Raw genomic sequence first — 19,499 nt, 5'->3', positions numbered from 1 at the left:
AGAATTATTCGCGATTGTGTCAGAGGCGTGGGGTGGGCGCAATTAGCGTCTGTCGGGAGGTGACATTAAAACGATGGCGCTTGTTGGCGCCGTTTCCACTGGGCCAAACGCTCTTGCAGCGCGTGGGGCGTGTCGATCTGCTGCTGCCGTGCACGGCTGAACAGGATCAGCATCAACTCCGCCGTGACCAGTGCATCGGCGCTGGCGTGATGACGCTCGCCGACCTGCAGCTGGAAATGCTTGACCCAGTCGTCCAACCCGGCCTCGCGCAGCGTGGCGTCGGGGCACAAGAGCGGTGCCAGGTCGGCCACGTCGAGAAACGGGTGGGCCAGTCGATAACCCAGGCTGTCCTTGAGCGCCCGGCCCAGCATGTGTTGATCGAACGGTGCATGGAAGGCCAGCAACGGGCTGTCGCCCACGAATGCCATGAAATCCAGCAGCGCCTCGGCCGGGTCGCTGCCGGCGGCAATCGCACTGGGGCCGAGACCATGAATCAATACGCTGGGGCTGAGTTTGGTGTCGGTACGTTGCAGGGTGCGTTCAAACAGTTGCGAAAAATCCACCGCACCGTCCTCGATCACCACGGCGCCGATGGACAGCACCTGGTCACGGTTTAGGTTCAGGCCGCTGGTTTCCAGATCCACCACGACCCAGCGTTGGTTGCGCAACGAACCATCGCCCAATGCGCAAGGCTTGGGCAGTTGTTCCAGGCGCTGTTGTTGCGCGGCATTCAGCCCCGGTTTTTGCTTATGAAACCAGCCGAACCAACTCACAGTTGATACCGCAAGGTCAGGCTGCTTTGCAGGCGCTGGGCCTGGCGCAGGGATTCACGCAGGATACGTCGGTCGAGGTGGTTGAGGCTGTCGGGGTCGACGCGGTTGGAGTAGGGCTGGTTCTCGCGGGTCTGCAATTGGTGCTGCTGCATACGGGTTTGCTGAATGAAGTGGTAGGCCTCTTCGTAGGCCGCGCCATCCAGGGGCTCGATCACTTGCTTGTCGACCAACTGACGCAGGCGCTCCAGTGTGTTGTTGACGTGGATACCATTGGCCAGGGCGAGCAGGCGTGCGCCGTCGACAAAGGGGGTCAAGCCCTGCACCTTGAGATCCAGGGTGGCCTTTTCGCCGCCCTTGCGGGTCAGCACGAACTCGCGAAAGCGTCCCACCGGCGGGCGCTGGCGTAATGCGTTTTCGGCCAACATGCGCTGGAACAAACGGTTGTCCGCGACCTGATCGAGAATGCCCTGACGCAGTTGCTCGCAACCACGCTCGTCGCCCCACACTGCACGCAAATCAAAATAGATGCTCGAGCTAAGCAGGTTCTCCGGCGTCGCCTCGCGAATAAACGCGCCGAAGCGCCGCGCCCACTCTACCCGGGACAAGCACAGCTCGGGGTTGCCGGCCATGATATTGCCTTTGCACAGGCTGAAGCCGCACAGCGCCAGGCTTTGATTGATGTGCTGTGCCAGGGGAAGCAGCCGCTCACGGATCTGGGCAGCTTCGACGGCGTCCTTGGCCTCGAACAGAATGCCGTTGTCCTGGTCGGTGTACAGCGTTTGCTCGCGGCGGCCTTCGCTGCCGAAACACAGCCAACTGAATGGCACGCCGGGGTCGCCTTTTTCCGCCAGGGTCAACTCGATCACCCGGCAGACGGTGTGGTCGTTGAGCAGCGTAATGATGTGGGTGATCTGGGTGGAAGACGCGCCATGAGCAAGCATACGTTCCACCAACTGACCGATTTCACCGCGGATTGCCACCAGGTTGTCGACCCGGGGCGCGTTGCGGATAGTGCGGGCCAGGTGCACCAGGTCCACGCGTTGCAACGAGAACAAGTCACGCTCGGACACCACGCCGCACAGGCGCTGGTCTTTGACCAGGCACACGTGGGCGATATGCCGTTCGGTCATGGCGATAGCGGCGTCGAAGGCACTGTGGTCCGGGCTCAGGAAGAACGGCGCCTGGGTCATATGGCCGTCAATGCCCTGGCTGAAATCGCTGGTGCCGTCGGCCACCACCTGGCGCAGGTCACGCAGGGTAAAGATGCCCAGGGGCGCCTTGTGTTCGTCCACGATCACAATGCTGCCGACCTGTTGCTCGTGCATCAACGTGACCGCTTCGCGCAACGGCGTGTGCGGGCTGCACGTCACCGGGTGGCGCATGGCCAATTCGCCCAGGCGGGTATTCAGGGAGTATTGGGTACCGAGGGTTTCCACGGCTTTTTGCTGCACTTGCTGGTTGACTTGGTCGAGCAGGCTACTGACACCACGCAAGGCAAAATCACGAAACGGGCTGGAAAGGGCAAACAGCTTGATAAACGCCGGCTTGTTCAGTTGCAGGCAGAAGGTGTCTTGCGCGGCTTTATGTTCGGTGCGGGTCGCACGTTCACCCAGCAATGCGGCGAGGGGGAAGCACTCGCCGGTAGTGATTTCGAAGGTGGGATCTGGCGAGTCTGGCCGCTCGCCAATCACCCGGCCCTGTTTGACGATATAGAAATGCTCGACCGGCCCGCCCGACGGTTTGAGGATGCTGTCGCCCTGGCCATAGAAGCGCAGTTGGCACTGTTCCACCAGAAAGGCCAGGTGCGCCGGTTCCATCTGGTTGAACGGCGGGAAGCGTTGCAGCAATTGCAAGGTGCCGTGGATGTTCTGCAACACAGCAGTTTTACCCGCCTGTGCGAATGCATCAGCTTTACTCATAACAGTGACCGCAGTTTTTTTGTCGTTATCGTGCTGCATGGTCGACTCCTGCACCGCGGGTGCCCATTGGACGTAAGTCTAGGTCGGTGAAAACGCTGCAAAACTAGGGAAAAACCTTACATGACTATCGTCCAAACCCCGTAGAACGCCCACTAGGCAAACTTTCCGACGAAGTGCACATTGTTCGACCTTGCACAGATGTCTGACGAGTGCTGGGAGATTGATTTAGAACTGCTGAGAAACGTATGTCCGACCACGATATTTTGAGTGATGCCGAGCGCGAGGCGTTGAGCGCCGTGATGCTCGAGCCTGATTTACCGCCCCAACGCGTATTGATCGTGGACGACGACAAGGATGCGCGTGAACTGTTGGCGGAAATCCTGGGGCTGGACGGTATTCGTTGCTTGACCGCCGACAGTGGTGAGGCGGCATGGGATTTGTTGAAATCGAGCGGCTCTATCGGTTTGCTGATCACCGACCTGCGCATGCAGCCCAGCAACGGCCTGGAGTTGATCCGTCAGGTGCGTGAGTCGACCCGGGCGGCGCTGCCGATCATCATCATGTCGGGTGACGCCGAAGCGCCGGATGTGATCGACGCGATGCACTTGAGTGTGGTGGATTTCTTGCTCAAGCCGATAGATAGCGTGAAGTTGGCGAAGTTGGTGAAGCGGGAGTTGGGGATGGCTTCCTGATTTTTGTGATGCTGTGATGGCCTCATCGGGAGCAAGCCCCCTCCCACATTTTGAACTGCGAACACTTTTAGAATGTGGGAGGGGGCTTGCTCCCGATTGCGCCAGTTCAGTCATCCTCAACCCAACTAAAAAGCCCTGATCTCTCGATCAGGGCTTTTTCATTTACAGGCCGTTTTTAGCCTTGAACTCCCGACGCCTGCGGTGCAACACCGGCTCGGTATACCCATTGGGCTGCTTGGTCCCTTCAATCACCAACTCCACCGCTGCCTGGAACGCGATATTGCTGTCGAAATCCGGCGCCAGTGGGCGGTACAACGCGTCCCCGGCATTCTGACGGTCCACCACCGGCGCCATGCGCTTGAGGCTTTCCATCACTTGGTCTTGGTTGACGACGCCGTGGCGCAGCCAGTTGGCAATGTGCTGGCTGGAGATACGCAGGGTGGCGCGGTCTTCCATCAGGCCCACATCGTTGATGTCCGGTACTTTCGAACAGCCAACGCCCTGGTCAATCCAACGGACCACATAGCCAAGGATGCCCTGGGCGTTGTTGTCCAGTTCATTGCGGATCTCTTCGTCCGACCAATCGGTGTTGCTGGCCAGAGGAATGGTGAGGATATCGTCCACCGAGGCGCGTTCGCGCTTGGCCAGTTCGGCCTGGCGGGCAAATACGTCGACCTTGTGATAGTGCAACGCGTGTAGCGCCGCAGCGGTCGGCGATGGTACCCAGGCGGTGTTGGCACCGGCCAATGGATGGGCGATTTTCTGCTCAAGCATCGCCGCCATCAGGTCGGGCATGGCCCACATGCCTTTACCGATTTGTGCACGGCCTTGCAGGCCGGTGCTCAAGCCGATATCGACGTTCCAGTTTTCGTAGGCGCCGATCCATTTTTCCGCCTTCATGGCGGCCTTGCGCACCATCGCGCCGGCTTCCATTGACGTGTGGATTTCGTCGCCGGTACGGTCGAGGAAGCCGGTGTTGATAAACACCACGCGCTCGCTGGCGGCCTTGATGCAGGCCTTGAGGTTGACCGTGGTACGGCGCTCCTCGTCCATGATCCCGACTTTGAGCGTATTACGCGCCAGGTTCAGCACCTCTTCGATGCGACCGAACAGCTCGTTGGTGAACGCGGCTTCTTCCGGGCCGTGCATCTTCGGTTTGACGATGTACACCGAACCTGTGCGGCTGTTCTTGCGCGTGTTGTTGCCATTGAGGCTGTGGATCGCCGCCAGGCTGGTGATCAGGCCGTCGAGGATGCCTTCGGGCACTTCGTTGCCGTCTTTATCGAGGATCGCATCGATGGTCATCAGGTGGCCAACGTTGCGCACGAACAACAGCGAACGGCCGTGCAGGGTCACGTCGTTACCGTCGATGCCGGTGTAGGCGCGATCAGGGTTCATGGTACGAGTAAAGGTCTTGCCGCCCTTGGCCACTTCTTCGGCCAGGTCGCCCTTCATCAGCCCGAGCCAGTTGCGGTAGATCACCACCTTGTCATCGGCATCCACGGCAGCAACGGAGTCTTCGCAGTCCATGATGGTGGTCAGCGCGGCTTCCATCAGCACGTCTTTGACGCCGGCGGCATCGGTCTGGCCGACCGGAGTGCTGGCGTCGATCTGCAACTCGAAGTGCAGGCCGTTGTGTTTGAACAGGAGCGCAATCGGCTCGGCCGCGGGGCCCTGGAAACCGATCAACTGGGCATCGTCACGCAGGCCGCTGTTGCTGCCGCCTTTGAGGCTCACGATCAGCTTGCCGTCGACGATCTTGTAGCCGGTGGAATCGACGTGGCTGCCCGCGCTCAGCGGTGCGGCTTCGTCGAGGAAGGCGCGGGCGAAGGCGATGACCTTGTCGCCACGCACCTTGTTGTAGCCCTTGCCCTTTTCGGCGCCGTTGGCTTCGCTTATGGCGTCGGTGCCGTACAACGCGTCATACAGCGAGCCCCAGCGCGCATTCGAGGCGTTGAGGGCGAAGCGCGCATTCATCACCGGCACCACCAGTTGCGGGCCGGCCATGCGCGCGATTTCGTCGTCGACGTTTTGCGTCGAGGCCTCAAAGTCTGCGGCTTCTGGCAGCAGGTATCCGATGTCTTGCAGGAAGGCTTTGTAGGCCACCGGGTCGTGGGCCTGGCCGGCGTGAGTCTGGTGCCAGGTATCGATCCGCGCCTGGAAATCGTCGCGTTTGGCGAGTAGGGCTTTGTTCTTCGGTGCCAGGTCGTGGATGACCTTGTCGGCACCGGCCCAGAACTGGTCGGCAGTAATGCCGGTACCGGGAATGGCTTCGTTGTTCACGAAGTCGAACAGGACTTTGGCGACCTGCAGGCCACCGACTTGAACGTGTTCAGTCATTGCTTGCCTCACTCTGCGGAGCTTATGCGCTTTTTCAGATTTTCATTATGTAGTGCACGGTTGGGCATACTACATGATGACTTGCGGTTGTGAAAATTAGACTAAATACGTCGTTTAGCGACCCACTTTGGTCGTACGGTCACAGCGGAGAACCGGATGTTCTCAAAAAACTATTGGATTGTTCCAGATAAATATAAAAATGGTACACGATTTGTTTTCGAGGGCTCCCGGGTCCACCTTGTAGATTGAATTCCAGAGGGCTTCGCCATGGACCATCTTGTACTCACAATTATCGCCGCCGACAAACCCGGCCTGGTTGAACGCATCGCGCAGAACATTGCCGCCCACGGTGGTAACTGGCTGGAAAGCCGCATGGCCCACATGGCTGGGCAGTTTGCCGGGATCCTGCGGGTCAGCGTGCCGACGGAGCAACGTCAGGCACTGGTGGGCGCGCTGGAAGACTTATCCACACACGGCATACGCGTGCTGGTGGGCGAGGGCAGTACAGGGCAGGCGGCAGTGTCCAAATCGATTGTGATGACGCTGGTGGGCAATGACCGCTCGGGCATCGTGCGCGAGATTACTGCGCTGTTGAGCCAGCAGGGTGTCAACGTGGAGCGCTTGAGTACCGATGTACGCCCGGCGCCCATGAGCGGGGACCCGTTGTTCAACGCCGAGGCTTTGTTGCAGGTGCCGTCCATGTTGTCTCTGGAGCGCTTGCAGGAATCGCTTGAGACCTTGGCCGACGATTTGATGGTGGAACTGCGCAACGAGGAATAACCACCCACAAGGTTATGCATGGAAATCTTGCATGGGCCTGTGGATAACCTGTAGAGACCCGACGCCAGGCCACGTCGGCCGGACTTCTCCGTCAGTTGAGCAAAAAACGAGCAGTTTCAAGGGCTTGTGCACAAATGGCGGGGATCAGGTTGTGGATAACCTTGGGGTGAAACGCTGCAAGCCACGGGCGCCGTGGCTTGCAAAGGTTTGTGCGTTATTTGATCAGCGTTTGCGCACCGTCAGCCATGCATCCACGCTGTAGATCACCAGCCCGGCCCAGATGAAGGCGAAGGCAATCAGCGTGGCCGGCGCCAGGTGTTCGCCGAACAGCAATACCGCTTCCAACAGCACCAGGGTCGGCGCCACGTACTGCAAAAAGCCCAGTGCGGTATAGGGCAAATGCCGTGCTGCGGCGTTAAAGCAGACCAATGGAATCAGGGTTACCGGACCTGCGGCCACCAACCACCAGGCTTCGGAGGTGCTCCAGAATTCCAGTTGTGCACTGTGGGCCGATGGATTGAACAGCAACCAGGCGACGGCAATCGGCACCAGCATCCAGGTTTCCACCACCAGCCCCGGAAGTGCCTTGACCGGGGCCTGTTTACGGATCAAGCCGTAAAAACCGAACGTCAACGCCAGCGCCAGCGACACCCATGGCAAGCTACCCACCTGCCACACTTGTTGCGCCACACCGACCGCCGCCAACCCCACCGCCACCCATTGCAGGCGGCGCAGGCGTTCACCGAGTATCAACATACCCAACAGTACATTCACCAGCGGGTTGATGTAGTAACCCAGGCTGGCTTCAAGCATGCGCCCACTGTTCACCGACCACACATAGGTCAGCCAGTTGGCCGCGATCAGCGAACCGCTGAGTGCCAGGATCGCCAGGCGCTTGGGGTTGTCACGCAGTTCGCGAAACCAGCCAGGGTGCTTCCACACCATCAACAGCAAGCCGCCGAACAGCGCTGACCACAGCACGCGGTGCACGATGATCTCGGCGGCGGGCACGCTGGCGATGGCTTTGAAATAGAGCGGGAACAGACCCCAGATGACGTAGGCGCTCAGGCCCAGGATGTACCCCTTGCGAGGGTTGGCGGCTTGCATTGCAGAATCCTTGCTTAGGCAGCTAACAAAGCGCGATTGTAAGGATATTTGTCAGACAATGGGGACTTGCTTGGCAATGGGGATTTTTATGTGGGAGGGGGGCTCGCTCCCACATAAAGCAAAGCAGTCAGAAGAGTTTTAGCGGTTCTTCATTGAGCGCCGACAGTTGCTCACGCAACGCCAGCACCTGGTCGCCCCAATACCGCTCGGTGCCAAACCACGGGAAGCTGTGGGGAAACGCCGGATCGTCCCAGCGCCGTGCCAGCCAGGCGCTGTAGTGCATCAGGCGCAAGGCGCGCAACGGTTCGATCAGGGCGAGTTCGCGGGGGTCGAAATCGTGGAACTCCTGATAGCCGTCCATCAGTTCCGACAGCTGGCCCAGGCATTCCTGGCGGTCGCCAGCGAGCATCATCCACAGGTCTTGCACCGCCGGGCCCATGCGGCAGTCGTCGAGGTCGACGATATGGAACATCTCGTCGCGGCACATCATGTTGCCGGGGTGGCAATCGCCGTGCATGCGGATGTTCTTGTGCGGCGTGGCTTTATAAACCTCTTCCACACGCTTGAGCAGGTCGCGGGCCACGGATTCATAGGCCGGCAACAGGCTTTTGGGAATGAAGTTGCCTTCGAGCAAGGTGTTGAGGGAATCGTGACCGAAGTTCTTCACGCCCAGGGCCTCGCGATGTTCGAACGGGCGGGTTGACCCCACGGCGTGCAAACGGCCGAGCAACTGCCCAAGGCGATAAAGCTGGTCGAGGTTGCCCGGCTCCGGCGCGCGGCCGCCACGGCGGGGAAACAGGGTGAAGCGGAAACCTGCGTGTTCGAACAGGCTCTCGCCGTTGTGAATCAGCGGGGCCACCACGGGCACTTCGCACTCGGCCAGTTCGAAGGTAAAGCGGTGCTCTTCGAGGATCGCCTCGTTGGTCCAGCGTTGGGGTCGGTAGAACTTGGCGATCAGCGGTTCGGCGTCTTCGATGCCCACCTGGTACACGCGGTTTTCGTAGCTGTTGAGCGCCAACACGCGCGCATCACTGAGAAAGCCGATGCTTTCGACGGCGTCGAGGACCAGATCAGGGGTAAGTGTTTCAAACGGGTGAGCCATGCGAACTCCTGCGCGCAGCAGGGCGCCGCGTCCGGCCGGGTATGGTAACGCACCGGGGCTGGGATAGGTGGTGGCTGTGCTATTGCAATCGGGGGCAAGCCCCCTCCCACATTTGAATGTATTCGCAATTCAGAATTGTGGGAGGGGGCTTGCCCCCGATGAGGCCCTGTCAGGCGCCTACGATCCCGCCATCATCCCGCCGAATCGCCATCACCGACGAACGCGGCTTGCCGTTCGGCAGATGTTCAGGCCAAGTCGAACCACCGGTTTCTCCCGGATGCTGAATCCCCACAAACAACGTCTTCTGATCCGGCGCAAAGCTGATCCCGGTGACCTCACACGCCACCGGCCCGACCATGAAACGGCGGATTTCCCCGGTGCTCGGGTCGGCACACAGCATCTGGTTGTTGCCCATGCCGGCAAAGTCGCCCGCGTTGCTGTAGTCGCCGTCGGTGAGGATCCACAGGCGCCCGGCCTTGTCGAAGCCCAGGCCGTCGGGGCTGTTGAACATGTTCTGTGGGTTGATATTGGACGAGCCGCCCTTCGGCGTACCACCGTGCACGCCCGGGTTTCCGGCCACTACGAACAGGTCCCAGGTAAAGTCTGTGGCGCCGTGGTTATCGGCGTCGGCTTTCCAGCGCAGGATCTGGCCGTAGACGTTTTTCTCTCGCGGGTTGGGGCCGCCCACCGGCTGGCCGTCTTCGCCGCGCTTGGCGTTGTTGGTCAGGGTGCAGTAGACCTGGCCGTCGGTGGGGCTGACGACGATCCACTCCGGGCGGTCCATGCGCGTGGCCTTCACTACGCTGGCGGCCAGGCGCGCATGGATCAGCACCTCTGCCTGGTTGGCGAAACCGCTGCCGGCGTCGATGCCGTTTTTGCCATGGGTGAGTTCAACCCATTGGCCTTTGCCCTTGGGATGATCGGCGTTACCGTCGCCCGCATCGAAGATGGCCACGTACAAGGTGCCGTGGTCGAGCAGGTCTTTGTTGGCTTTCGGATTGCTGTGGTTGATCTGATCGCGGCTGACGAACTTGTAGATGAACTCGCCGCGTTCGTCGTCGCCCATGTACACCACGGCGCGGCCGTCGCGCGTTTCGGCCAGCGCCGCGTTTTCATGTTTGAAGCGGCCCAGGGCCGTGCGCTTGACCGGAGTGGATTGCGGATCGAACGGGTCGATTTCCACCACCCAGCCATGGCGGTTGAGTTCGTTGGGGTTCTTGGCCATGTCGAAGCGTGGGTCGTGCGGGTGCCAGTTGATGTCTTTGCTGGCGGCCACTACGCCGTAGCGTTTCTGCCCGGCGTCGAACGCTTGCTGCGGGTTGCTGCTGCCGAAGCAGTCGGTGAAGTTCTCTTCGCAGGTCAGGTAGGTGCCCCACGGTGTCTTGCCGTTGGCGCAGTTCTGGAACGTACCCAGGACTTTCTTGCCGGTTTTGTCGGCAGTGGTTTTCAACCAGTCATGGCCGGCAGCGGGGCCGCTCAAGCGGATTGGTGAGTTGCCATGGATGCGCCGGTTGTAGCGTGAGTCCTGGACGAACTGCCAGGTGTCGCCCTTGCGCCGTACTTCGATCACCGACACGCCCTCGCTGGCCAGGGCCTTGCGTACCTCCTCGGCCGATTGTGGCGCGCCGCCGTGGGCGTAGAGATAGCGGTAGTTGGTGTATTCGTTGTTGATCGCCATCAAGGCGCGGTTGTCGTCGCCCGGGAACGGAAACAGGCTCATGCCGTCGTTGTTGTCGCCAAATTGCTGTTCCTGGGCCTTGGCCGTGCCATTGCCCGACGGGTCGAAAGCCGGGGCGTTCTTGTGCAGCGGCTGGCCCCAACTGATCAGCACCGAAGCGCTGTAGCCAGGGGGCAGGGTAATGGTGTCGCTGGTGGCGGCGGCGATGCTGGTAAAACCCAGCAGCGGGCTGGCGGAGGCAGCATTCACTGCCAGGGCGCTGCGGCTCAGCAGGTTACCGCCGAGGAACATCGCGGCGCCGCACAGGGCGCCCGCGCCGATAAAGCGACGGCGGGTCAGGCCGACCATTTGTTCAAGGTCAGTGGCTTGGTTTTCTTCTAATAGGCTCATCTCAGGCTCCCGCGATTTTTGCAGATACCTTAAGGAGCGGTTGTGACCAAATTGTTGCAGCCTGAAGACGTTATACCGGGGTCCCGAGCAGCACATTGCTGGGTGCGAATTGCACCTGGATCGGCTGGCCCTCGGCAGCGTTGAGTACCAGGAGTGCAGCGGGCGGTGCCAGCGCGCATAACACCTGGCCGTTGGGCAAGGCGATACGCACCTCGCTGGGGCCGTCCTCGGCGTCGAGAATCGTCTCGATCACACCGCTCATGCAATTGTGTCCAGGTGTTTCTGGGTGCCCGATCGCCCGCAACTCCAGCCATCCCGCTTTGATCAGGGCGACCACCTCCACGCCGGCCTGCAGCTCCAGCCGTTGGGTGCTGTCGTGGGTAATCTGGGCGTCGAGGTACAGGTCGCCGGCCAGTTGCAGGCGAATCCTGTCGTTGCGGCCCTGGCTGTCGATGGCGATGACCTGGCCGTGCAATTGGTTGCGTGCACTGGTGCGCAGCATCAAGCGGCCGAGCAGGTTGAAGTCACTGGCCGCTTCGTCCGAACCGAGCAGCTCGGCCTGCAGCACTTGCAGGCGCTGATAAAGGCGCAGCACTCGTTCACCTTCTTGCGTCAGCTTGGCGCCGCCACCGCCTTTGCCACCGACGCTGCGTTCCACCAGCGGTTTTTGCGCCAGGTTGTTCAGTTCATCGATGGCGTCCCAGGCGGCCTTGTAACTCAACCCCGCACTTTTGGCGGCACGGGTGATGGAGCCCTGCTCGGCGATATGCCCCAGCAAGGCAATGCGTTGGGGGCGACGGATGATGTGCTGGCTGAGTGGGCTGGGCAGAGACATGGGCATACGCTTGGATGAGATAAGCCGACGTTGCCGCCCTGAAGCAGGGGAGTCAAGTCAGGGGCCGGGTTTGGGGGTGCGGGCCAGGCAGTAGACATCGACCTGGCGTGCGCCGGCGCCCATCAATAACCGCGCCAGGCTGTGGGCGGTAGCGCCGGTGGTGAGTACATCGTCCACCAGCGCCAGGTGTTGCCCTGCGACTTGAGCGCCGGGCGCCAGGGCAAAGGCGTTGAGCAGGTTACGCTTACGCGTCTTGGCGTCGAGGTCTTGCTGCGCCACGGTTTCAAGCGGGCGCAGCAGCGCGTGCTCATTGAGGGGAATGTCGAGCGCGCTACTGAGCCAGCGAGCCACCATCTGCGCCTGGTTAAAGCCGCGTTGGCGCAGGCGTTTGCGGGCCATGGGGACCGGCAGTAGATAGTCGGGGCGGTTGAGTTCGGCGTTATCGAAGCGGTGCTGCAGGTGCTGCCCCAGCAGGCGCGCCAGCATGTGGCCCAGCGGCCAGCGAGCCTGATGCTTGAAGCGGCTGACCAGGGTGTCGATGGGAAAACTGTAGGTCCAGGGTGCGATCACCTGGTTAAAGGCCGGAGGGTGTTTTTGGCACTGGCCGCAGATCAACCCGTCCATCGGCAAAGGCAAGGCGCACTGTTCACAATGCTCAAGCAGCCATGGCAGTTCTGTTTCGCAGGTATTGCATACATTTTCGGCGGAGTCTGTGCATTCGTCACAGATCAGACAGATCTGTTTGTTTTTTAACCAGATGTAAGCTTGGTTTTTGTACTCAGGTTGACAGTGCATGAATCTTCCTTAAATATGCCGAGCATCCGTGTCGTGCCTGTGGGTATTGCCCTTCCCGCAGCGTTAGCCAAAGCATAATCAAGGAATCGCCCATGAGCGCCAGCACCTCTGCCACCCTGCGTCACGACTGGTCTTTGGCCGAAGTCAAAGCCCTGTTCGTGCAGCCGTTCAATGACCTGTTGTTCCAGGCGCAGACCGTGCACCGCGCGCATTTCGACGCCAACCGCGTGCAGGTATCGACCCTGCTGTCGATCAAGACCGGCGCCTGCCCGGAAGATTGCAAATATTGTCCGCAGTCGGGTCACTACAACACCGGCCTGGAAAAAGAGAAGCTGATGGAGGTGCAGAAGGTCCTCGAAGAGGCCGCCCGCGCCAAGGCCATCGGCTCGACGCGCTTTTGCATGGGCGCGGCGTGGAAACACCCGTCGGCCAAAGACATGCCCTACGTGCTGGAGATGGTCAAAGGCGTAAAGGCCATGGGCCTGGAAACCTGCATGACCCTGGGTCGTCTCGACCAGGACCAGACCGAAGCGCTGGCCCAGGCCGGCCTGGATTACTACAACCATAACCTCGACACATCGCCAGAGTTCTACGGCTCGATCATCACCACCCGTACCTACAGCGAGCGCTTGCAAACCCTGGCCTACGTGCGTGATTCGGGGATGAAGATCTGCTCGGGCGGCATCCTCGGCATGGGCGAGTCCCTCGACGACCGTGCCAACCTGCTGATCCAACTGGCCAACCTGCCAGAGCATCCGGAGTCGGTGCCGATCAACATGCTCGTGAAGGTGGCCGGTACGCCGTTGGAAAACGCCGAGGACATCGACCCCTTCGACTTCATCCGTATGCTGGCGGTGGCGCGCATCCTGATGCCGCAATCCCACGTGCGCCTGTCCGCTGGCCGCGAAGCCATGAACGAGCAGATGCAGGCCCTGGCGTTTTTTGCCGGTGCCAACTCGATCTTCTACGGCGATAAATTGCTGACCACCGCCAACCCTCAGGCTGACAAGGACATGCAGCTGTTCGCACGCCTGGGCATCCTGCCCGAAGCTCGTGAAGAGCACGCCGATGAAGTTCATCAGGCAGCGATCGAGCAGGCGCTGGTGGAGCAAAAGAGCAGCGAGCAGTTCTATAACGCCGCTGTTTGATCGAGGCCAGCATGTCTTTTGATCTCGCCGCGCGCCTCGCGGCCCGCCGTGCCGAACATCTTTACCGTCAACGCCCGTTGCTTCAGAGCCCCCAAGGCCCTGAAGTGGTGGTGGATGGCCAGCCATTGCTGGCGTTCTGCAACAACGATTACCTGGGCCTGGCCAATCACCCGCAGGTGATCGAAGCCTGGCGCGCCGGTGCGGCTCGTTGGGGCGTGGGTGGCGGCGCTTCGCATTTGGTGGTGGGTCACGTCACGCCGCACCATGAGTTGGAAGAAGCCCTGGCTGACTGGACCGGGCGCCCGCGTGCGTTGCTGTTTACCACCGGCTATATGGCCAACCTGGGCGCGGTCACGGCGCTGGTGGGGCAGGGCGATACGGTGCTGGAAGATCGCCTCAACCATGCTTCGTTGCTGGATGCCGGCTTATTGTCCGGGGCGCGGTTCAACCGCTATCTGCATAACGACGCGGGCAGCCTGGCCAAGCGCCTGGAAAAGGCCACCGGCAGTACGCTGGTGGTCACCGATGGTGTGTTCAGCATGGACGGCGACCTGGCCGACCTGCCAGCGCTGGCCCGGGAAGCCAGGGCCAAAGGTGCCTGGCTGATGGTAGATGATGCCCATGGCTTTGGCCCGCTGGGCGCCCATGGCGGCGGCATCGTCGAACATTTTGGCTTGAGTCAGGACGATGTACCGGTGCTGGTTGGCACCTTGGGCAAAGCCTTCGGCACCGCCGGGGCATTTGTGGCAGGCAGTGAAGACTTGATCGAAAGCCTGATCCAGTTTGCCCGGCCGTATATCTACACCACCAGCCAGCCACCGGCACTGGCCTGCGCCACCCTCAAAAGCCTGGAGTTGCTGCGCAGCGAACACTGGCGGCGTGAGCACCTCAACGGGTTGATCCGCCAGTTCCGCCGCGGTGCCGAGCAGATGGGCCTGGCATTGATGGACAGCTTTACGCCGATCCAGCCAATCCTGATTGGCGACAGCGCCCGGGCGTTGCAGCTGTCACAGATGCTGCGCGAGCGTGGGCTGATGGTGACTGCAATCCGCCCGCCGACTGTACCGGCCGGCAGTGCAAGGTTGCGCGTGACATTGACGGCGGCGCACAGCGAAGCGCAGGTGCAGCTATTGTTAAACGGATTAGAGCAATGTTTCCGGTTGTTGAACGCAGCGGAGCCCGACCATGCGTGATCGCCTGATACTGCTGCCCGGGTGGGGGCTCGGTGTGTCGCCGCTGGAACCGTTGGCCGCGGCACTGCAGGGCCTCAACGAGCACCTGCGGGTACAGATCGAACCCTTGCCGGCGCTGGATTCCAGTGATCTGGATGAGTGGCTTGACGAGCTCGATGCGACGCTGGCGGACGACGTCTGGCTCGGGGGCTGGTCCCTGGGCGGGATGCTTGCTTCGGAGCTGGCGGCACGCCGTGGCGAACGTTGCTGCGGTTTGCTGACCCTGGCGAGCAACCCGTGTTTCGTCGCCCATGATGGCTGGCCCCACGGGATGCCCGCCGAGACCTTCGATGCGTTCCTGGCGGGCTGCCACGCCGACTCCCAGGTCACCCTCAAGCGCTTCGGCCTGTTGTGTGCCAAGGGCGCGCAGGAGCCTCGCGGGCTCTCGCGTTTGCTGGTCAGCGGCGCGCCGCATACCGCCCCCAGCGTGTTGATGCCCGGCCTGGAGCTGCTGGCCCAACTGGATACCCGCGCGGCCTTGCAGGCATTTCGCGGGCCGCAGTTGCATCTGTTTGCCGGCCTGGATGGGCTGGTACCTGCCGAAGCCGCCAGTGACCTGCTGGCGTTGCTCCCGGATGTAGAAGTCGGCCTGATTGAACAGGCCGGTCACGCGTTTCTTCTGGAAGACCCCCACGGTGTAGCGGGGGCCATCCAGGCTTTTTTGCATGAGTGTGTTGATGACTGACTTATCCCACCCTTGTTTGCCGGGTGCCTTGCCGGACAAGCGCCAGGTTGCTGCCTCGTTCTCCCGTGCAGCGGCCAGCTACGACAGCGTGGCCGAGTTGCAGCGCGCAGTAGGGCATGAGTTGCTCCGCCGTTTGCCCAGCGAGCTTTCGCCACAACGCTGGCTGGATATGGGTTGCGGCACAGGGTATTTCAGTCGCGTGCTGGGTGAGCGTTTGCCCGGGAGCGAGGGCGTGGCGCTGGATATCGCCGAAGGCATGCTCAACCACGCGCGTCCGTTGGGCGGCGCCGCGCATTTCATGGCTGGCGATGCTGAACGCTTGCCGCTGAAGGCTGACAGCTTCGAGCTGCTCTTCTCCAGCCTCGCCGTGCAATGGTGTGCCAACTTCGATGCAGTGCTCAGCGAAGCTCAGCGCGTATTGCAACCTGGCGGTGTGTTGGCGTTCGCGAGCCTGTGCGTGGGTACCCTGGATGAACTGCGCGAAAGCTGGCGAGCGGTAGACGGCTTGGTTCACGTCAATCGCTTTCGCACCTTCGAGGCTTATCAGCAGTTATGTGCGGCCAGCGGCTTGCGGGTGGTGAGTCTCGCGCGACAGCCCCATGTGCTGCATTACCCGGATGTGCGCAGCCTGACCCACGAGCTCAAAGCGTTGGGCGCCCATAACCTCAACCCCGGCCGCCCCGGCGGCTTGACGGGGCGCGCGCGGATTGTTGCACTGGTAGACGCATACGAGCAGTTCCGTCAGGCTCAGGGCCTGCCCGCCACGTATCAGGTGGTGTACGCCGTACTGGAGAAACCGCTATGAGCGTCGCTTACTTCATCACCGGCACCGACACCGATGTGGGCAAGACCACTATCGCGGCCGGCCTGTTGCATGCTGCCAGGCTCGCAGGCAAAAGCACGGCCGCCGGAAAGCCGGTGGCGTCGGGGTGCCGGTTGACTGCCCAGGGTTTGCGCAATGCCGATGCCCTGGCGTTGCTGGCCGAGTGCTCATTGCCGCTCAGTTATGCCGAGGTCAACCCGGTGGCATTCGAGCCGGCTATCGCGCCGCATCTGGCTGCGCGCGAGGCGGGCGTGGGGCTGACGGTGCAATCGTTGCTCAAGCCGATGCAACAGATTCTGGCCCGTGGAGCCGACTTTACCTTGATCGAAGGGGCGGGCGGCTGGCGCGTGCCCTTGGCCGATCAGGCCAACCTGTCTGACCTGTCCATCGCGCTCAAATTGCCGGTGATCCTGGTGGTGGGCGTGCGCCTGGGCTGCATCAGCCACGCGTTGTTGACCGCCGAAGCGATCGCACGGGACGGCTTGCCGCTGGCCGGTTGGGTGGCGAATATCATCGATCCCAAGACCTCTCGTCTGGAAGAAAACCTCGCCACCCTGGCCGAGCGCTTGCCGGCGCCCTGCCTGGGGCGAGTGCCGAAGCTCAAGGATGCCGGTGCCGCCGCCGTGGCGGAGTACCTGGAGTTGGACCTGCTTGACTGATTTTGGCTATCGCAAGGCATTATGCCATTAGTGTTTTTGACGAGCCTTTTGCCGGTATGTCTGCTTCAATCCACCTTCACGATTCTCTCAAGGCAGGCTTAAGCCATGGAAATCTCTGGAAGCAGCGCGTTTTATTCGGGCCTGAGCAGTATTCAGACCGGGCAGAACCGTGTCGACCAGGCGGCCGGCAAGATTGCCAGCGCCGCAACAGCCCAGCCATCGGCCGCGCAAAGCGATCGTCTGCAAGCCAATGACCGCGCCCAAGCGTCAAACTCGGCGAGCAATATGGTGGAAATGGCCCAGGGCAAGTTTCAAGTCGAGCTGGGGGCAAAAGTCGCCAAGGCTTCGGATGAAATGCTCGGTACGTTGATCGATACCTACGCCTGATCCCCTGCTGAACTCAATTAAAAATGTGGGAGGGGGCTTGCTCCCGATGCGGTGTATCAGCGTGCCCATTCATAGCTGACCTACCGCTATCGGGAGCAAGCCCCCTCCTACATTCGCCTGTGCCTGGCCCTGAGCTAGTTCTCTATTCGTTTTTTGCAGTGGCATCCCGCCGCAGGCCTTGCCGTGCCTGGCGATGACCTGCGTCAAGACAAACGGCATCTGGCCGACGCTTGACAACCCTGGGTCGTAAACGTATGTTTCAAACCCCTGTTTGACCGCCATAACAAATCCACGCGGTTGTTCATCCCAGATACATCAGCAGAGGTTTATCGCTATGCCTGACTACAAGGCCCCCTTGCGTGATATTCGCTTCGTTCGTGACGAACTGCTCGGTTATGAAGCGCACTATCAGAGCCTGCCGGCTTGCCAGGACGCTACCCCGGACATGGTCGACGCCATCCTCGAAGAAGGCGCCAAGTTCTGTGAGCAAGTCCTGGCACCGCTGAACCGCGTGGGCGACATCGAAGGGTGTACCTGGAGTGAGTCAGGCGTTAAGACCCCTACCGGTTTCAAAGAAGCCTACAAACAGTTCGTCGAAGGCGGCTGGCCGAGCCTGGCCCATGACGTGGAGCACGGTGGCCAGGGCTTGCCGGAGTCCCTGGGCCTGGCTGTGAGCGAAATGGTCGGCGAAGCCAACTGGTCGTGGGGCATGTACCCTGGCCTGTCCCATGGCGCGATGAACACCATTTCCGAGCACGGCACCCCCGAGCAGCAAGACGCTTACCTGACCAAGCTGGTGTCGGGCGAATGGACCGGCACCATGTGCCTGACCGAGCCACACTGCGGTACCGACCTGGGCATGCTGCGCACCAAGGCCGAGCCTCAGGCTGACGGTTCCTACAAAGTCTCCGGCACCAAGATCTTCATCTCGGCCGGTGAACACGACATGGCCGACAACATTGTCCACATCGTACTGGCCCGCCTGCCGGACGCACCGGCCGGCACCAAAGGCATCTCGCTGTTTATCGTGCCCAAGTTCCTGCCCAACGCCGATGGTTCAGTGGGCGAGCGCAATGCGGTCACCTGTGGTTCCCTGGAACACAAGATGGGCATCCACGGCAACGCCACCTGCGTGATGAACTTCGACGCAGCCACCGGTTTCCTGATCGGCCCGGCGAACAAAGGCCTGAACTGCATGTTCACCTTTATGAACACCGCTCGCCTGGGCACTGCCCTGCAAGGCTTGGCCCACGCCGAAATCGGCTTCCAGGGTGGCCTGAAATATGCGCGTGATCGCCTGCAGATGCGCTCCCTGACCGGCCCTAAAGCACCGGACAAAGCCGCTGACCCGATCATTGTGCACCCAGACGTACGCCGCATGCTGCTGACCATGAAAGCCTTCGCCGAAGGTAACCGCGCGATGGTGTACTTCACCGCCAAGCAAGTGGACATCGTCAAGTACGGCACCGATGACGAAGCCAAGAAACAGGCCGATGGCCTGCTGGCATTCATGACCCCGATCGCCAAGGCGTTCATGACCGAAGTCGGCTTTGAATCGGCCAACCACGGCGTGCAGATCTACGGTGGCCACGGCTTCATCGCCGAGTGGGGCATGGAACAGAACGTGCGCGATAGCCGTATTTCGATGCTGTACGAAGGCACCACCGGCATCCAGGCCCTGGACTTGCTCGGCCGCAAAGTACTGATGACCCAAGGCGAAGCGCTCAAGGGCTTCACCAAGATTGTGCACAAGTTCTGTCAGGCCAACGAGGGTAACGACGCGGTTAAAGAGTTCGTTGCACCGCTGGCGGCACTGAACAAGGAGTGGGGCGAGTTGACCATGAAGGTCGGCATGGCCGCGATGAAAGACCGCGAAGAAGTCGGTGCCGCTTCGGTGGATTACCTGATGTACTCCGGCTACGCGTGCCTGGCGTACTTCTGGGCCGACATGGCGCGCCTGGCCGCCGAGAAACTGGCTGCCGGTACCAGCGAAGAGGCGTTCTACACCGCCAAGTTGCAGACCGCGCGCTTCTACTTCCAGCGCATCCTGCCGCGTACCCGTACCCACGTGGCGACCATGCTGTCGGGCGCCAACAACCTGATGGACATGAAAGAAGAAGACTTCGGCCTAGCTTACTAAGCCTTACCGGTTCT

17 protein-coding genes are annotated in these 19,499 nt (G+C 61.2%); 9 read left to right on the top strand and 8 right to left on the bottom strand.

The window, feature by feature from the left end:
* Positions 1 to 65 precede the first annotated feature (65 nt).
* Complete coding sequence (locus tag E4P01_RS00690) at positions 66 to 773, bottom strand: 3'-5' exonuclease (RefSeq protein WP_005792102.1); 708 nt, start codon at positions 771 to 773, stop codon at positions 66 to 68.
* Positions 770 to 2,692 carry a putative nucleotidyltransferase substrate binding domain-containing protein gene (locus E4P01_RS00685; RefSeq protein ID WP_216092203.1) on the bottom strand — a complete coding sequence of 641 codons (1,923 nt, stop codon included), beginning with the start codon at positions 2,690 to 2,692 and terminating at the stop codon, positions 770 to 772. Before E4P01_RS00685 ends, E4P01_RS00690 begins: the two co-directional genes overlap by 4 nt.
* Before the next feature lie 245 nt (positions 2,693 to 2,937).
* On the opposite strand from E4P01_RS00685, the gene E4P01_RS00680 reads away from it, so the two are divergent.
* Positions 2,938 to 3,384, top strand: a complete 447-nt coding sequence (locus tag E4P01_RS00680; RefSeq protein ID WP_032879104.1) for a response regulator — start codon at positions 2,938 to 2,940, stop codon at positions 3,382 to 3,384.
* Between the two features lie 162 nt (positions 3,385 to 3,546).
* Here E4P01_RS00680 and E4P01_RS00675 read toward each other — a convergent pair whose 3' ends face one another.
* Entirely contained in the window at positions 3,547 to 5,724 is a 2,178-nt protein-coding gene (locus E4P01_RS00675; RefSeq protein ID WP_216090397.1) for a malate synthase G, read from the bottom strand.
* A 267-nt stretch (positions 5,725 to 5,991) separates the two neighbouring features.
* On the opposite strand from E4P01_RS00675, the gene E4P01_RS00670 reads away from it, so the two are divergent.
* Complete coding sequence (locus E4P01_RS00670) at positions 5,992 to 6,504, top strand: ACT domain-containing protein (protein ID WP_216090396.1); 513 nt, start codon at positions 5,992 to 5,994, stop codon at positions 6,502 to 6,504.
* A 222-nt stretch (positions 6,505 to 6,726) separates the two neighbouring features.
* Here the strand turns inward: E4P01_RS00670 and rarD are convergent, their stop codons facing one another.
* The 5 genes from rarD to E4P01_RS00645 form a co-directional block, all read right to left on the bottom strand.
* The gene (rarD, locus tag E4P01_RS00665) at positions 6,727 to 7,611 is read right to left on the bottom strand and encodes an EamA family transporter RarD (RefSeq protein ID WP_005792097.1); all 885 of its coding nucleotides are present in this window, start codon (positions 7,609 to 7,611) and stop codon (positions 6,727 to 6,729) included.
* A gap of 127 nt (positions 7,612 to 7,738) precedes the next feature.
* On the bottom strand, positions 7,739 to 8,713 hold the full coding sequence (locus E4P01_RS00660; protein ID WP_103735247.1) for a serine/threonine protein kinase: 975 nt from the start codon (positions 8,711 to 8,713) through the stop codon (positions 7,739 to 7,741).
* Positions 8,714 to 8,882: 169 nt separating this feature from the next.
* A complete protein-coding gene (locus E4P01_RS00655; protein ID WP_078822492.1) occupies positions 8,883 to 10,781 on the bottom strand; it encodes a PhoX family phosphatase in 1,899 nt (632 codons plus the stop codon).
* A 70-nt stretch (positions 10,782 to 10,851) separates the two neighbouring features.
* Positions 10,852 to 11,616 carry a TOBE domain-containing protein gene (locus tag E4P01_RS00650; protein ID WP_216090395.1) on the bottom strand — a complete coding sequence of 255 codons (765 nt, stop codon included), beginning with the start codon at positions 11,614 to 11,616 and terminating at the stop codon, positions 10,852 to 10,854.
* A gap of 57 nt (positions 11,617 to 11,673) precedes the next feature.
* Positions 11,674 to 12,411, bottom strand: coding sequence for a ComF family protein (locus E4P01_RS00645; protein ID WP_216090394.1), 738 nt, complete (start codon positions 12,409 to 12,411; stop codon positions 11,674 to 11,676).
* A gap of 92 nt (positions 12,412 to 12,503) precedes the next feature.
* Here E4P01_RS00645 and bioB point away from each other — a divergent pair, with 92 nt between their 5' ends.
* The 7 genes from bioB (at position 12,504) to E4P01_RS00610 (ending at position 19,485) form a co-directional block, all read left to right on the top strand.
* A complete protein-coding gene (gene bioB, locus E4P01_RS00640) occupies positions 12,504 to 13,559 on the top strand; it encodes a biotin synthase BioB (protein ID WP_005792092.1) in 1,056 nt (351 codons plus the stop codon).
* 11 nt (positions 13,560 to 13,570) lie between these two features.
* Positions 13,571 to 14,752 carry an 8-amino-7-oxononanoate synthase gene (gene bioF, locus E4P01_RS00635; protein WP_216090393.1) on the top strand — a complete coding sequence of 394 codons (1,182 nt, stop codon included), beginning with the start codon at positions 13,571 to 13,573 and terminating at the stop codon, positions 14,750 to 14,752.
* A complete protein-coding gene (locus E4P01_RS00630; protein WP_032879110.1) occupies positions 14,745 to 15,476 on the top strand; it encodes an alpha/beta fold hydrolase in 732 nt (243 codons plus the stop codon). Before bioF ends, E4P01_RS00630 begins: the two co-directional genes overlap by 8 nt.
* Positions 15,469 to 16,281: a malonyl-ACP O-methyltransferase BioC gene (bioC, locus tag E4P01_RS00625; protein WP_078822490.1), complete on the top strand. Its 813-nt coding sequence runs from the start codon at positions 15,469 to 15,471 to the stop codon at positions 16,279 to 16,281. Before E4P01_RS00630 ends, bioC begins: the two co-directional genes overlap by 8 nt.
* Positions 16,278 to 16,958 (top strand): dethiobiotin synthase, encoded by a 681-nt coding sequence (gene bioD, locus E4P01_RS00620; protein ID WP_216090392.1) that lies wholly within the window; start codon positions 16,278 to 16,280, stop codon positions 16,956 to 16,958. Before bioC ends, bioD begins: the two co-directional genes overlap by 4 nt.
* A 105-nt stretch (positions 16,959 to 17,063) precedes the next feature.
* Positions 17,064 to 17,345 carry a pyrroloquinoline quinone biosynthesis protein PqqE gene (locus tag E4P01_RS00615; protein ID WP_078822488.1) on the top strand — a complete coding sequence of 94 codons (282 nt, stop codon included), beginning with the start codon at positions 17,064 to 17,066 and terminating at the stop codon, positions 17,343 to 17,345.
* A gap of 334 nt (positions 17,346 to 17,679) precedes the next feature.
* A complete protein-coding gene (locus E4P01_RS00610) occupies positions 17,680 to 19,485 on the top strand; it encodes a phenylacyl-CoA dehydrogenase (protein ID WP_032879115.1) in 1,806 nt (601 codons plus the stop codon).
* The last annotated feature ends 14 nt before the right edge of the window (positions 19,486 to 19,499 follow it).

This window comes from Pseudomonas sp. NCIMB 10586 (assembly GCF_023127895.1).
GTDB classification, from domain to species: Bacteria; Pseudomonadota; Gammaproteobacteria; order Pseudomonadales; family Pseudomonadaceae; genus Aquipseudomonas; species Aquipseudomonas synxantha_A.
This window is presented reverse-complemented; position numbering and strand designations above follow the sequence as displayed.